General features: G+C 63.4%; 14 protein-coding genes. 4 read left to right on the forward strand and 10 right to left on the reverse strand.

All coding sequences use genetic code 11. The features are described from left to right. Positions 1-177: 177 nt before the first annotated feature. Genes PYR64_RS18115 through PYR64_RS18130 form a run of 4 tightly spaced genes read right to left on the reverse strand, consistent with a single transcriptional unit; the run spans position 178 to position 4,029 of the window. Positions 178-1,422: an MFS transporter gene (locus tag PYR64_RS18115; protein WP_275776818.1), complete on the reverse strand. Its 1,245-nt coding sequence runs from the start codon at positions 1,420-1,422 to the stop codon at positions 178-180. 54 nt (positions 1,423-1,476) lie between these two features. Beyond that, positions 1,477-2,490, reverse strand: coding sequence for a biotin-dependent carboxyltransferase family protein (locus PYR64_RS18120; protein WP_018779822.1), 1,014 nt, complete (start codon positions 2,488-2,490; stop codon positions 1,477-1,479). Next, the gene (locus PYR64_RS18125) at positions 2,487-3,239 is read right to left on the reverse strand and encodes a carboxyltransferase domain-containing protein (protein WP_275776820.1); all 753 of its coding nucleotides are present in this window, start codon (positions 3,237-3,239) and stop codon (positions 2,487-2,489) included. The genes PYR64_RS18120 and PYR64_RS18125 overlap by 4 nt, the downstream gene beginning before the upstream one ends. A gap of 1 nt (position 3,240) precedes the next feature. Continuing rightward, on the reverse strand, positions 3,241-4,029 hold the full coding sequence (locus PYR64_RS18130; protein ID WP_039243330.1) for a 5-oxoprolinase subunit PxpA: 789 nt from the start codon (positions 4,027-4,029) through the stop codon (positions 3,241-3,243). 264 nt (positions 4,030-4,293) lie between these two features. Between PYR64_RS18130 and PYR64_RS18135 the strand changes: the two genes are divergently transcribed. Both PYR64_RS18135 and PYR64_RS18140 read left to right on the forward strand, forming a co-directional pair. Next, the gene (locus PYR64_RS18135) at positions 4,294-5,238 is read left to right on the forward strand and encodes a LysR substrate-binding domain-containing protein (RefSeq protein WP_039243331.1); all 945 of its coding nucleotides are present in this window, start codon (positions 4,294-4,296) and stop codon (positions 5,236-5,238) included. Positions 5,239-5,362: 124 nt separating this feature from the next. Beyond that, the gene (locus tag PYR64_RS18140) at positions 5,363-5,584 is read left to right on the forward strand and encodes a hypothetical protein (RefSeq protein WP_018779818.1); all 222 of its coding nucleotides are present in this window, start codon (positions 5,363-5,365) and stop codon (positions 5,582-5,584) included. A 240-nt stretch (positions 5,585-5,824) separates the two neighbouring features. On the opposite strand, the gene PYR64_RS18145 is transcribed toward PYR64_RS18140, so the two are convergent. Further along, positions 5,825-6,499 carry a 4-carboxy-4-hydroxy-2-oxoadipate aldolase/oxaloacetate decarboxylase gene (locus PYR64_RS18145; protein ID WP_018779817.1) on the reverse strand — a complete coding sequence of 225 codons (675 nt, stop codon included), beginning with the start codon at positions 6,497-6,499 and terminating at the stop codon, positions 5,825-5,827. Positions 6,500-6,512: 13 nt separating this feature from the next. Beyond that, positions 6,513-7,721, reverse strand: coding sequence for an aspartate transaminase (locus tag PYR64_RS18150; protein WP_275776824.1), 1,209 nt, complete (start codon positions 7,719-7,721; stop codon positions 6,513-6,515). Positions 7,722-7,982: 261 nt separating this feature from the next. On the opposite strand from PYR64_RS18150, the gene PYR64_RS18155 reads away from it, so the two are divergent. Both PYR64_RS18155 and PYR64_RS18160 read left to right on the forward strand, forming a co-directional pair. Further along, on the forward strand, positions 7,983-8,495 hold the full coding sequence (locus tag PYR64_RS18155) for a hypothetical protein (protein WP_275776825.1): 513 nt from the start codon (positions 7,983-7,985) through the stop codon (positions 8,493-8,495). An 82-nt stretch (positions 8,496-8,577) separates the two neighbouring features. Continuing rightward, on the forward strand, positions 8,578-8,934 hold the full coding sequence (locus PYR64_RS18160) for a nuclear transport factor 2 family protein (RefSeq protein ID WP_189076787.1): 357 nt from the start codon (positions 8,578-8,580) through the stop codon (positions 8,932-8,934). A gap of 1 nt (position 8,935) precedes the next feature. On the opposite strand, the gene PYR64_RS18165 is transcribed toward PYR64_RS18160, so the two are convergent. The 4 genes from PYR64_RS18165 to hpaD form a co-directional block, all read right to left on the reverse strand. Continuing rightward, positions 8,936-9,382 carry a hypothetical protein gene (locus PYR64_RS18165; protein ID WP_275776828.1) on the reverse strand — a complete coding sequence of 149 codons (447 nt, stop codon included), beginning with the start codon at positions 9,380-9,382 and terminating at the stop codon, positions 8,936-8,938. Positions 9,383-9,445: 63 nt separating this feature from the next. Continuing rightward, on the reverse strand, positions 9,446-10,249 hold the full coding sequence (locus tag PYR64_RS18170; RefSeq protein ID WP_275776830.1) for an HpcH/HpaI aldolase/citrate lyase family protein: 804 nt from the start codon (positions 10,247-10,249) through the stop codon (positions 9,446-9,448). Further along, positions 10,234-11,019, reverse strand: a complete 786-nt coding sequence (gene hpaH / locus PYR64_RS18175; RefSeq protein ID WP_018779811.1) for a 2-oxo-hept-4-ene-1,7-dioate hydratase — start codon at positions 11,017-11,019, stop codon at positions 10,234-10,236. The genes PYR64_RS18170 and hpaH overlap by 16 nt, the downstream gene beginning before the upstream one ends. 3 nt (positions 11,020-11,022) lie before the next feature. Next, a complete protein-coding gene (hpaD, locus tag PYR64_RS18180) occupies positions 11,023-12,117 on the reverse strand; it encodes a 3,4-dihydroxyphenylacetate 2,3-dioxygenase (protein ID WP_110506046.1) in 1,095 nt (364 codons plus the stop codon). Positions 12,118-12,131 lie beyond the last annotated feature (14 nt).

A 12,131-nucleotide genomic window follows, 5' to 3' on the forward strand; every position in this document is an offset into this window, starting at 1 on the left:
GGTGTCCTCCAGAAGGTGGGGAATCGGTGGGCCGCTGTGCGCCGGACCGGTAAGGCCCGGCGCACAGCCGCTAGGTGGTGGCTAGGCGTCGCGGAGCGGTTCGTGGGCTCGGTCCTTGACCGTGCTGACCGCGATGAGCGTGCCGAGGGCGGTGATGACTGCGTAGAAAGCAGGCATCTAGATGTTGCCGGTGCTGCCGATCAGCCAGGTCATGAGCAGCGGGGCGGTGCCGCCGAACAATGCCGAGGAGATGTTGTAGCCGAGACCGTAAGCCGAGTAGCGGACGCGGGTGGGGAACAGTTCGACGATCAGGATATGGATGACTGCGGTGTGCCCGGCGAAGACGATGGCCATGATGCAGGCGCCGAGGATGGCCAGGCCCATTTCGCCGGTGGCGATGAGGGCGTAGGACGGAATGCCGAGGACAGCCATGGCGATCGCGGAACCAGCGATGACCTTCTTGCGGCCAATGCGGTCGGACAAGGCGCCCATGAATGGGATGGCGATGCAGATGACCACCAGGCTGCAGGCGGTGACGAGGAGTGCCTCACCGATGGTGAAGTTCAGCTGCTTGCCCTTGAGGAACGTCGGCATGTAGGAGAAGAGAACGTAGTAGCCGGAGCCGTTCATCAGCGGGATGAAGAGGGCCAGGAGCATGGCCCGGCGGTGTTCTTTGGACTGGAAGGCTTCCTTGAGGGGGTTCTTGGAGAGGCCGCCCTCTTCCTTGAGCTTCTCGAAGTTCGGGGTGTCGCTGATGGCCTTGCGGATGTACCAACCGATGATGCCCATGGGGATGGCGACCAGGAACGGGATGCGCCAGGCGAACGCACCGAAGCCGCCGCCGTCGATCGCTGCCTGGGTGAGCCACGGCGACATGGAGTAGGCCACCAAAGTACCGGTGAGCAGCGCTGCGAAAGAGGCAATCTGCGCGTAGGAAGTGATGACGCCGCGCTTGCCTTCAGGGGCGTGTTCAGCGAGGAACGTCATGGCGCCGGCAGCTTCGCCACCAACGGAGAAGCCCTGCAGGAGCCGCAGGAGAACCAGCAGGATGGGAGCTGCAACACCGATTGCTGCGTAAGGGGGAAGCAGGCCGATACCGGCTGTGGCGACGCTGATCAGGAGGATGACAAAGACCAGTAGTTTCTGCCTGCCGATCCGGTCGCCAAGGTAGCCGCAGACCACTGCTCCGAGGGGACGGACAAAGAAGGAGACCGCGTACCCGGCGAAAACGAAGAGCAGGGCGTTGTCCGGGTTGCCTGGCGCCAGGAAGACCAGGGCCAGAGTCCCTGCCATGAAGGCGAAAATGCCGTTGTCGTACAGTTCCACGAAGATGCCAACGCACCCTGCGGTGACAACCTTGCGGGTTTGGCGGCCCGTGAGCCGCTCATGCTGCACTGGAGCAGCATTGGTGCTTGCGGTCATGACTTTTCCTTACTGGGATGAGCGTAGCAACGCCTACTGGTTGACGACAGGGTTTTAGCTGCATGCCGCAACTGGTAGGTCCTGCCACTGGGGACGGCATCCAATGCCGAGGAGTCCGAAGACGGTGTGGACGGATTCGCGGAGGGTCTCAAGCTGGGCCCGCGAGCGCCTGTGGGCGGCAGTTGCTTCTGCCACTGTGGTTTTCCGAAAACGGACTTTGTCCCCTGGCCTCGCTTGGGCCAGGACATCCAGTCCGGTGCTGGTAACCACTGCAAGGACGGGATATCCGGCGGTGACGCCGCGTCCCCGGTGCAGTACCAGCAGCTCTTCCCTTGAGGGAACCTCGACGGCGCCCACTGGCACGCCGCGGGAAAGGACCTCACCGCTTGAGGTTCTTTCCGGAAGTTCTCCGCCAAGCCGCAGGCCTATGTGGTTGCTGCGGCCGCTGACGGCGTACTCGGAGGTGAAGAGCAGTTCACCGGATTCGCCGAACTCGGCGACGTCCGGCCCGTCGGTCACGTCGACCAACAAGTCTGAACCCATGCCCGGCCTTTCGAGGCCGAGCCGGAAAAGGGGAAGGTCGAAGTACGGCTGACGTACAGGTGTCACGCTCCGACGGGTGACGAGCGCGGTTCCTTCCTTGAGCTGGCGTCCGAAACCCACGACGGTGTCCGGGGCGGCGCTGCCAAGCAATGTCTCGGCCTCAATGGAGCCGTGGACGGCCAGGTAGGCACGGAGTCCGCGGTGGATCCCGCGGATGGACACGGATTCGCCCGCACGCACCGAAACGGGTTCCCACTGGCTGCATGCTCGTCCGCCGACGGTCAGGGTAAGGGGCGCGCCGGTCACAGCGATCAGGACATCTGTGTTCGCGGTCATCCGAAAGTCGAGGGCCGTGATCTCCACCAGGGGATCGTTGTCAGGATTTCCGGCCAGGATATTGGCGGCGCGCGCTGAATACTGGTCGAGGGCGCCGTTCACGGGAAGTCCGAAGCGGGGGCCCCGGGTCCTGCCGAGGTCCGTCACCACGGAGTTTCCCGGCTGCTGGATCAGGATCCGGCCGCTCATGGCAGGCGTTCCAATTCCAGGCGTTCCAATTCCAGCGGTTCCAATTCCCGGCCAACGAAGTCGTTGAAGTCTTCGCTGCGGATCTGCCGGAACCGCAAAATGTCGCCGGGCTTGTACGGGACCAACGGTTCCTTGCGGATGTTCAGCACGGAAAGCGGTGTCTGGCCAATCACGCACCAGCCACCCGGAGCAGCGGCCGGAGCGATGACTGCCTGGCGTCCGGCAACGGACACCGCACCTGCCGGGACGCTGAGCCGGGGATCCTTCAACCGGGGTACAGGCCTGGGGAACGCGGGACCGTCCATCATGGGAGAACCTGCGGGAGCGCCCAGGCATCGTACGGTGTAGGTCTTTTCAGTGTGGAGCCGAATGACTTCTCCGGTTGAAATGCCTTGATGCTCCGCAACGAGTTCCAGGTCCGGACCGAAGTCGCCACCGTAGACCACGGGGACATCGAATTCACGGGGCGCCTGCGCTCCCTCGGCTGCATGGCCGAGCTCCAGCAGCCCCAGCTTGACGAAGGCGCGCACTTGGCGGGCCGAAACCAGGATGGGATCGAATTCCACCAGGACGGAGTCGTAGGTGGGAACGGCACCGTAGAGACCTTCGGCGCCGCAGCTTTCCAGCCAGTCGGCCAAGCGGTGAACTGTGAGCCAGTTGTCTTCGTTTGCTTGAGAGATGGCCACGACACGCAGTGCGGAGTCACCTGACTCGTAGATCTCGGTGGGGGCCACTGTCAGGACGGTCATGTCAGGCCGCCTTCTTCCTGGCATCCATGACCTCGGCCAGCGGGGCGATGCGAACACCGGCGGAGATGAGCTCGGAACGGATCAGGCGGGCCAGTCCGACAGCGCCGGGGTTGTCCCCGTGGAGGAGGACTGTGTCGACGTCGATGTCCATGTCAGCGCCGTTGGCGCAGCGAATCTTGCCGTCAACCACCATGCGGAGCGTCCGCTCCACGATGTCGGCAGGATCATGCAGCACAGCACCGGGTTGGCTCCGGGGAACCAACGTCCCGTCTTCCTGGTAGGCGCGGTCAACGATGCCGACAATTGCCACGTCCAGCCCGGCGGCGCGTGCAGCCACAGCCAGTTCGCCTTCCTGGGCCACCACCACGAGTTCGTTGTCCACGCGGGCCGCTGCCTCGGCCACGGCTTGGGCGTAATCGGCCCGGACGGCAACGAGGTTGCCGAGCCGGCCGTGGGGTGCCAAGTGCGTGACCTTGGTGCCGTGGAATGCGGCGAAGCCATTCAGCGCGCCCACTTGGTACACGACGTCGTTCTGAACTTCACCGGCCGAAAGGCCCATGTCCCGCCGACCGAAACCCCGCAGGTCCGGGAAACCCGGATGGGCCCCGATTCCAACTCCACGTCGCACGCATTCGCCAACAGTCGCGGCCATAATGTCCGGATCGCCGGCATGGAACCCGCATGCGATATTGGCGCTTGAGACGATCTCAAGGAGTTCGGAATCGTCGCCAATGGTGTAGGCGCCAAATCCCTCTCCGAGATCCGCTACAAGATCAATTATCGGGTTCACGTGGTTCTCTTTTCGTGGTTTTGCCGTGGAATTGAATTCCAAGGAAACGGCGGGTGATTTCAGGATTCCCCTCCGTTGCCGGATGTTCTTTCCAAAAGTCTCGCACCCGTCAACCACGCGGCACAAAGACCTAATAGTTATCCCGTAATAGCTCTCCGTTATGACCTGCACCACCCTGTACTGTGGCTTGGGTCCCACCGGCCCCGGATAGAATTTCCCTTACGCAAGCCACCCGGGGACGTGGCCCTCGAGGAAGGCAGACCAATGGATACGCGCAAGCTCTCATACTTCGTGCAGATCGTTGACTCCGGCAGCATTACCAAGGCTGCTGCGGCGCTCCACGTGGCACAGCCCGCCCTGAGCCAACAGGTATCGGCACTGGAAAACGACCTCAAGCAGCGCCTCCTGATCCGCAGCAAACAAGGCGTTGAGCCCACCGCGGCGGGACACACCCTCTACCGGCACGCGCAGTCGATCCTCCGGCTGGTGGAGCAGGCGCGGCAAGACGTCGCCACCTCCGGCGCAGCACCCTCCGGCCGGGTTTCCATCGCGATTGCGCCCTACAGCATGGCCTCCAGCCTGACGCCGCAGATCATCAGCGAAGTCAGCCGGCGCTATCCGGATATCGTGGTGCACCTGACGGAGATTTTTGGCGGGGTATTGAGCGAAGCCATCAAGAACGGCCGCCTGGACATGGCACTCATCTACGAGCCCGGAAAGATCCGCGGCGTGCAATTCACCACCATGATCGTGGAAGACCTGCACTTGGTGGTCCATCCGGACTTGGACGTGAACCACGGCGAGGATACGGTCACGCTTGCGGAAGCCAGCAAGGTGGGACTCTTCCTACCGGAGAAGAACCACACCCTCCGTCAGATCATCGAGAAGGGCCTCGCCGAACAGGACCTACCCCTCAAACTGGTGGGCGAAGTCGAGTCGGTACCGTCACTGACCCGCCTGATCCGGGCCAACCTGGGTGGCACTGTGTTGCCCAAGTCAGCCGCGGATGCCCTCTTCCCGGACCAGGACTTCAAGGTGTTGCGGATCGTCGAACCGGGGCTGCAGAGCAAGATCGCCCTCTGCACTCCCGACCACGAGCCGCTGTCCGAGGCAGCCTCAGCCGTGCTCATGGTGGTCAAGGAAATGCTGCACCAGCAACTGATCAGGAAGTACGGAACCGACCCCGTGCAACTGCCGGCCCATCCATAACAAAGCCTTATCCGGACAGACGGCTTTGGTCTTATTCAAGACCGTTTTAATTTCCTAATATCGAATCAGCAAGGAATTCGAAAACAGCTCACGGACACCGCGGGCACGTTCAAAGGAAAAAACGGTGAAAAAGATCAGCACGACCGGATGGGTTTCGAATCCAACCCGTGGAACGATCAGCGCACGAACCGGATTCCACTGCCCGCGGAATGGTTTTTGGCGTCCCATCGGTGGCATCGGTGAACCATTGTTTGTCTTCGAAGGCAGCCTGATGCCCGCACACTCCGGAAACAGCATCGAGTGGCATCTGGTGGATACCCGCCCCGGCCACTCCGGTCTCGACTGAGCGGCGGCCGCAGGGCAGCCGCCAGACCCGGCCACCCGCCGTCGTACTTCCACCGCCGCTGCACCGGACCGCTTAACTCGACCGCACCAAGGCGCCCTGCCCCCGGCAAGGGCGCCTTTTTCATGCCCGCGGCCGTTCGTGCCACAAACCAGACTTGCCGCAACCGCTCGTGCCGTAAACAGGCACACCAAAGGGCCGGCCGCAACGCCACAGACGCGCGACCGGCCCCTTCGCGGAAGATCAGTCCTCTACCAGGAGGCCCTTCTCCTTGAGCTTCTCCGTCAGTCCGCAGAGCTCAATGGTGTTGCCGCCGTCATGGTAGAGCTTGATGAGTTCGCGCTCGTGGTCATCGCGTGCTTGGGACAGCGCAATGACTTCCTCGGCCTCTTCGCGGCGGACCACCACAACGCCGTCAGCGTCGCCGCGGAGGATGTCGCCCGGGTAGATGATTTCGTCGCCGAAGACGATGGGGTGGTTGATCGGGCCGAGGGTTTCCTTGACGGTGCCCTTGATACTGACGCTGCCGGAGAACACGGGAAGGCCGAGTTCAATCAAGTCTTGGGTGTCCCGCACGCCGGAATCGGTGACCATGGCAGCGATTCCCTTGGCTTTCATCGCGTTGCCCAGGACATCGCCGAACGTGCCGGCCTCGGCCATTTCCTGCGCGCCGACCAGGACCACATCGCCGGCCTGGGCATAGTGGATGGCTACCTGGAGCATGAGGTTGTCCTGTGGTGCGCAGGCGACAGTGACGGCCGGGCCGCAGAAGGACATGGAACGGTCGATCGGCTTGATCCTGGAGCTCAGCGCGCCGCGGCGGCCCTGTGCTTCGTGGATGGTGGCAGAGGAAAACTTGGCGAGGCGGCTGACGACATCGGCGTCGGGGCGCTCGAACTTGGTCTTGACGTGGATCATTGTCTGGATCTTTCTAGTTGAGGGCGTTGACGGCATCGCGGATCGAGTCCACACCGGCGTTGATGGTCTCCAGCGAGGTGGCGAAGGAGATCCGGAAGTAAGGGCCCAAGCCGTAGGCCGAACCCTGGATGACGGCCACGCGTGCGGCGTCCAACAGGTAGAGCGTGAAGTCCTGGTCGTTCTCGATGACCTTGCCGTCGGGCGCGGTTTTGCCGATTACGCCTGAGCAATTCACGTACGCGTAGAAGGCGCCTTCGGCCGGCGCAACGGACAGGCCGTTGATGGCGTTGAGGCCCTCGACGGCGGCGTCCCGGCGTTTGCGGTAGACCTCCACCGAGTCACGGACGAAGGACTGGTCACCGTTCAGCGCCGCGACCGCTGCGGCCTGGCTGATGGACGACGGGCACGACGACGTCTGCGACTGCAGTTTGTTCATGGCCGCAATCAGGGGTACTGGACCCACTCCGTAGCCGAGCCGCCAACCGGTCATGGCATAGGCCTTGGAAACTCCGTTGACCAACAGGACGCGGTCTTTGAGCGCCGGGACGGCTGTGACCAGGCTGGTCACGCGGCCGTCGCCGAAGTGGACTTCGTCGTAGATCTCGTCGGTGAGGATGAAGACGTGCGGATTCTTCCCGAGGACCTCCCCGAGCTCCTGCAGTTCCTCACGCGTGTAGACGGCCCCGGTCGGGTTGGACGGAGCGTTGAGGATGAGCCACTTGGTTTTGGGGGTCATGGCCGCCTCCAGTGCGGCCGGTGTGAGCTTGAAGCCCGTATCCTCGCCGCACGGGACAATCACCGGAGTGCCGTCATTGGCCAGGACCATGTCCGGGTAGGAAACCCAGTATGGCGCTGGGACGATCACTTCGTCGCCCTGGTTGAGCGATGCCATCAGTGCCACGTACAGGACCTGCTTCGCTCCGCCACCGATGGTGAGCTGCTTGGCGTCATAGCGATGTCCGGCGTCCCGCTCGATCTTGTTCAGGATGGCGGCCTGCAGCTCAGGGGTGCCAGTGACCGACGTGTACTTCGTCTCGCCGGCGTTAATTGCCTTGATGGCGGCGGCCTTGATGTGGTCAGGGGTGTCGAAATCCGGCTCGCCGACCGTGAGGTCGATGATTTGGACGCCTTCGGCTTTCAGTTCGCGGACGCGGGCGGCAGCGGCGACGCTGGCTGAGGCCTTGATGCGGCTGACCCTCGACGCCGGCAGGAACTCGGACATGTCTCCTCCAGGAATGTGGAACCCGGGACGCGCGGATTCGCGGATCCCTTTTTCGAGACTAAGGACTGAAAGGGGGCTCTGGATAAGACCTAATGTGCGTGGATCTATAAGGGACTCTTATGACCGAAGGCGGCACCACACCCATGCACTTTGCTTATGGGTTCACGCGGTATTGGTATTTCCGCGGCTTGCTGGACTCCGCCTAGATTCGAAGGGTTGGAAGTGTCCGCGCAGCGCCCGTTCGTGACCGAAAGGTAGCCCATGCCAACCCATACCCGGTCAACCGCAGCCCGGTACTCATACCGCGCCCGTGCCCCACGAACCGAGGCTCCGACTCACGTGGAACGCGCCAAACTCGTGCATGCACTGGCCCTGCACCGGCAACTCCTGAGCCATGCTTCCAGCGCTATCCGTAACCTCACCGCCGCCAGGAACGAGCTGATTGCGCAAGCTGTGGAAGACGGGTTGGGGCTCGCAACCATTTCCGCATCGACTGGCGAGAATCTCCGCACAGTCCGAACCATCGCTTTGGCTTATGACGATCTCCATCCGAGCGGACTTCCCCGGCAAGCCCAGTTGGCTGCGTTGACGACCAAAAGCCGTGAGCTTCGTGCGGCCGAGAGGCACCGCGAACAGATCACGGAGCGGCGGGAAGCCCTGATTGTGATGGCACTCCGAAACCACGTGTGTGATGATCTGGAACTCGCGTCACTGACGGGGCTCACTCCGGACCATATCCGCCGGGCAACCCGGGGAATCGCACGCCCGGCCTAATACGCCCGGCTGGCCCTCCCCGCCTGCCGTCCCCGGCTGGGCACCCGTTGAACCCAACCCCAGCGGAGGGTAGAACGGGTACATGACCAACGACGTGAACTCCTGGATGGACCGGTACGAACGCGCATGGACCTCGAACGAGCCTGACGACATCCGGGCCCTCTTCACCGAGGACGCCACCTACTTCGACAAGCCCAACACGGAGAAACCGTGGAATGGCCACGAAGAGATCGTCAAGGCGTGGGCAGACGCAGGCGACAAGCCTGAGGACTGGAAGTTTGAGTGGACACTCCTGGGGCAGGACGGCGATACCGCTTTCGTCCAAGGCGTGACCACATACCTCAACGGTGAGCCTACCTATGACAACCTTTGGGTGATCCGTTTCGCCGACGACGGCCGCGCCCGTGAATTCACCGAGTGGTACATGGCGCGCAAGTAGCTCAGGATCGGTCAGCGGGGCGGATCAGCACATTCTCTTGGATCTGGCTCCAGCCCTGGTACTTCGCTTGGCCGGCGTCGACGTTATCGTTGATGAGCTTCGCCTGCGAACCGTCAAACACAGTGAGGGTGAGGATCTCCTCACCTGTGGCAACCGCCGCGCAGCCTGCCCTCCATCGCTCCGGGAGTCCTACCGGCACCGCATACAGGCAAGCGGATCCGCCTGTCTTGCTCTTGGCCCCGTAGTACTTCACGTCATCATGGGTAGCCAACAAACGGGCCGACCCCGGCTCGACCTCAAGATCCACTCCGGTGAGGCTCACGGGCTCCGGAAGCTGGTCCTCTGCCGTCGCTTCCCTGGCCAGGACGTCCGGACCTGTTGGCGACGAACAACCGGCCAGCCCCAACGCGGCAACAACGGCAACTACAGCGACAACACGACGTTTCATGGATCTGCCCCCTCAGGCTCCCGTGCCGTCCAGCCTAGCCCACCCCCTCTGGTCCAGTAGCTGTCAGTAACTGTCGCGCTCCGCCGCTTCGGGCACGGGGATGAACGTCTTGGCAAACCTCTCCGACTCGCGGGCCAGCACCGCCACATCGGCACCGACCAGCACAAAGGAGGCACCGGCGTCGAGATAGGCACGGGCGGTATCAGGGTTGAAGGCGTTCACGCCGGCAGGCTTGCCGGCCGCTTTAGCGGCTTCCAGGCAATGCTCGACGACGGCCCTCACCAAGGGATTTTCCTGCTGTCCCAGCAGGCCCATGGAGGCTGCGAGGTCCGAGGGGCCGAGGAAGATGCCGTCCACGCCGTCGACGGCCAGGATCTCCTCCACAGCTGATGCCGCAGCTTCGGATTCGATCTGAACGGTGAGGCTGATGGTCTCCGAGGCTGAAGCCAGATAGTCCGGGACGCGGTTCCACCGTGAAGCCCGGGCCAGTGCGGATCCGACGCCGCGAACACCATGCGGCGGGTACCGTACAGCAGCAACCGCAGAGGCTGCCTCAAACGCAGAGTTCACCATGGGGATCAGCAGGTTCTGCACGCCGAGGTCCAGGTACTGCTTGATGACCACGGTGTCATTGACCGGTGGCCGGACCATGGCCTGCACGGGGTAGCCGCTGACGGCGTGGAGCTGGGCAAGGATCGATTCGAGGCCGTTGGGACTGTGCTCCGCGTCGATCAACACCCAGTCCAACCCGGACCCGGCGCAGATTTCCGCCACCAGCGGGCTACCGGAGCAGACCCACATCCCGGCCAATGGACGCCCAGCCTCGGAGAGGGCCGAATAGAAGGTGGGGTTCAGCTGAAGTGACATGTCACGACTCCCAACGGTCCGTAATCCGCGTGCACGGTATCACCTTTGTACACCCACAGGGGGCGGGTAAACGAGCCCGCCAGGATGATATCTCCGGCCTTCATCGAATCCCCGTGCGCGGCGATCTTGTTGGCCAGCCAGTGCACTCCATTCGCCGGGTGGTCGAGCACGCCGGCCGCGACTCCGGTCTCCTCGACGGTCTGGTTCTTGTACAGGATCGCGGACACCCAGCGGAGGTCGACGGCGTCAGGCCGCACCGGTCGTCCGCCCACCACCATGGCCCCCATCGCGGCGTTGTCGGAGATGGTGTCCACGATGGTCCGGCCCTCCATTTCGATCCTGGAGTCCAGGATTTCGAGGGCCGGAACCACGTAGTCAGTCGCGTTGAGCACGTCGAAAATAGTGCAGCCGGGCCCCTTGAGGCCGGACTTCAGCACGAAGGCCAGCTCCACCTCCACCCGTGGATGGGTGTACTTGTCCCACTCCACGGAACAGCCGGTCTCCAGGACCATGTCATCGAAAATGGCGCCGTAGTCGGGCTCGGTGATGCCGGTGGCAGCTTGCATGGCTTTGGACGTGAGGCCGATCTTGCGCCCCACCAACGTGCGTCCGGCTTCCTCGTTCCGCCGCATCCATAGCTGCTGCACGGCGTAGGAGTCCTCCACCGTCATGTCGGGGTAGCGCGCGGTCAGGCGCGGGACCGGTTTACGGTTCCGGCCGGCTTCGAGGAGCTCGTCGGCAATGGCTTCGATCGTCTTCGCGTCCAACATGGCCTAGACCTGGGCTCCCAGCTTGAAGCCCTCCGCCGTATCTGAAGCGCCCTCGGGACGGGTGTAGGAGAAGCCGTCGGCGCCGACAGTGACGGCCATTTCGGACTTGTCTTCGCGCTCGATGATGGGCTGCGGGTTGCCGTCGAGGTCCAGGACCAGGGAGGCCTCGGTGTACCAGGACGGGACCACGGGGTTGCCCCACCAGTCGCGGCGCTGGTTGTCGTGGACGTCCCAGGTGACGGTGGGGTTGTCGGGATCGCCGGTGTAGTAGTCCTGCGTGTAGATCTCCACGCGGTGGCCGTCCGGGTCAAGGATGTAGAGGTAGAACGCGTTGGACACACCGTGGCGTCCGGGACCGCGTTCGATCCGGTCGGAGATGCGCAGGGCACCCATCTTGTCGCAGATCTGGATGATGTTGTGCTTCTCGTGCGTGGAGAACGCGATGTGGTGCAGGCGGGGTCCGTTGCCGCCGGTCAGGGCGGTATCGTGCACGGTCTGCTTGCGGTGCATCCACGCGGCGTAAGTGACGCCGTCGGAATCCTTGATGTCCTCGGAAACGCGGAAGCCGAGGTCCTCCAGGTACTTACGGCCGCGGGGAACGTCCGGGGTGACCTGGTTGAAGTGGTCCAGGCGGACCAGTTCCCCGGCGGAGTAGAGGTCGTAGCGCTGGGTGAGGCGTTCGACGTGCTCGACGTCGTAGAAAAACTCGTACGGGAAGCCCAGCGGGTCCTCCACGCGGACGGAGTCGCCCACGCCCTTTGTGAAGCCCTCCGTGCGGCGCTCAACGCGGCAACCCAGCTCACGGTAGTACGCCTCGGCGGCGTCGACCTCGGCCGGGGACTTCACACGGTAGGCGAAGGCAGCAGCTGCGGCGACCGGGCCCTTGCGGAGGACCAGGTTGTGGTGGATGAACTCCTCGAAGGAGCGCAGGTAGATGGTGTTCTCGTCCTCTTCGGTGACGTGGAGGCCCAGCAGGTCCACGTAGAACGCGCGGGACTTCTCCAGGTCCGTGACTACGAGTTCCAGGTACGCGCAGCGGACGATATCCGGAGCCGGGACTGTGGGAGTGGGGATGGGGCCGGTGAATGGGTTGCTCATGGGATTCTCTCTTC

The organism is Paenarthrobacter sp. Y-19 (assembly GCF_029223985.1).
Classification (GTDB): domain Bacteria; phylum Actinomycetota; class Actinomycetes; order Actinomycetales; family Micrococcaceae; genus Arthrobacter; species Arthrobacter nicotinovorans.

Excerpts from the sequence above, each read along its gene's own strand:
- PYR64_RS18170 (WP_275776830.1), bottom strand. The coding sequence starts at position 10,249 with ATGTCACTTCAGCTGAACCCCACCTTCTATTCGGCCCTCTCCGAGGCT.
- PYR64_RS18165 (WP_275776828.1), bottom strand. The coding sequence starts at position 9,382 with ATGAAACGTCGTGTTGTCGCTGTAGTTGCCGTTGTTGCCGCGTTGGGG.
- PYR64_RS18135 (WP_039243331.1), top strand. The coding sequence starts at position 4,294 with ATGGATACGCGCAAGCTCTCATACTTCGTGCAGATCGTTGACTCCGGC.
- PYR64_RS18115 (WP_275776818.1), bottom strand. The coding sequence starts at position 1,422 with ATGACCGCAAGCACCAATGCTGCTCCAGTGCAGCATGAGCGGCTCACG.
- PYR64_RS18150 (WP_275776824.1), bottom strand. The coding sequence starts at position 7,721 with ATGTCCGAGTTCCTGCCGGCGTCGAGGGTCAGCCGCATCAAGGCCTCA.
- PYR64_RS18160 (WP_189076787.1), top strand. The coding sequence starts at position 8,578 with ATGACCAACGACGTGAACTCCTGGATGGACCGGTACGAACGCGCATGG.
- PYR64_RS18145 (WP_018779817.1), bottom strand. The coding sequence starts at position 6,499 with ATGATCCACGTCAAGACCAAGTTCGAGCGCCCCGACGCCGATGTCGTC.
- PYR64_RS18120 (WP_018779822.1), bottom strand. The coding sequence starts at position 2,490 with ATGAGCGGCCGGATCCTGATCCAGCAGCCGGGAAACTCCGTGGTGACG.
- PYR64_RS18155 (WP_275776825.1), top strand. The coding sequence starts at position 7,983 with ATGCCAACCCATACCCGGTCAACCGCAGCCCGGTACTCATACCGCGCC.
- hpaD (WP_110506046.1), bottom strand. The coding sequence starts at position 12,117 with ATGAGCAACCCATTCACCGGCCCCATCCCCACTCCCACAGTCCCGGCT.
- PYR64_RS18125 (WP_275776820.1), bottom strand. The coding sequence starts at position 3,239 with ATGACCGTCCTGACAGTGGCCCCCACCGAGATCTACGAGTCAGGTGAC.
- hpaH (WP_018779811.1), bottom strand. The coding sequence starts at position 11,019 with ATGTTGGACGCGAAGACGATCGAAGCCATTGCCGACGAGCTCCTCGAA.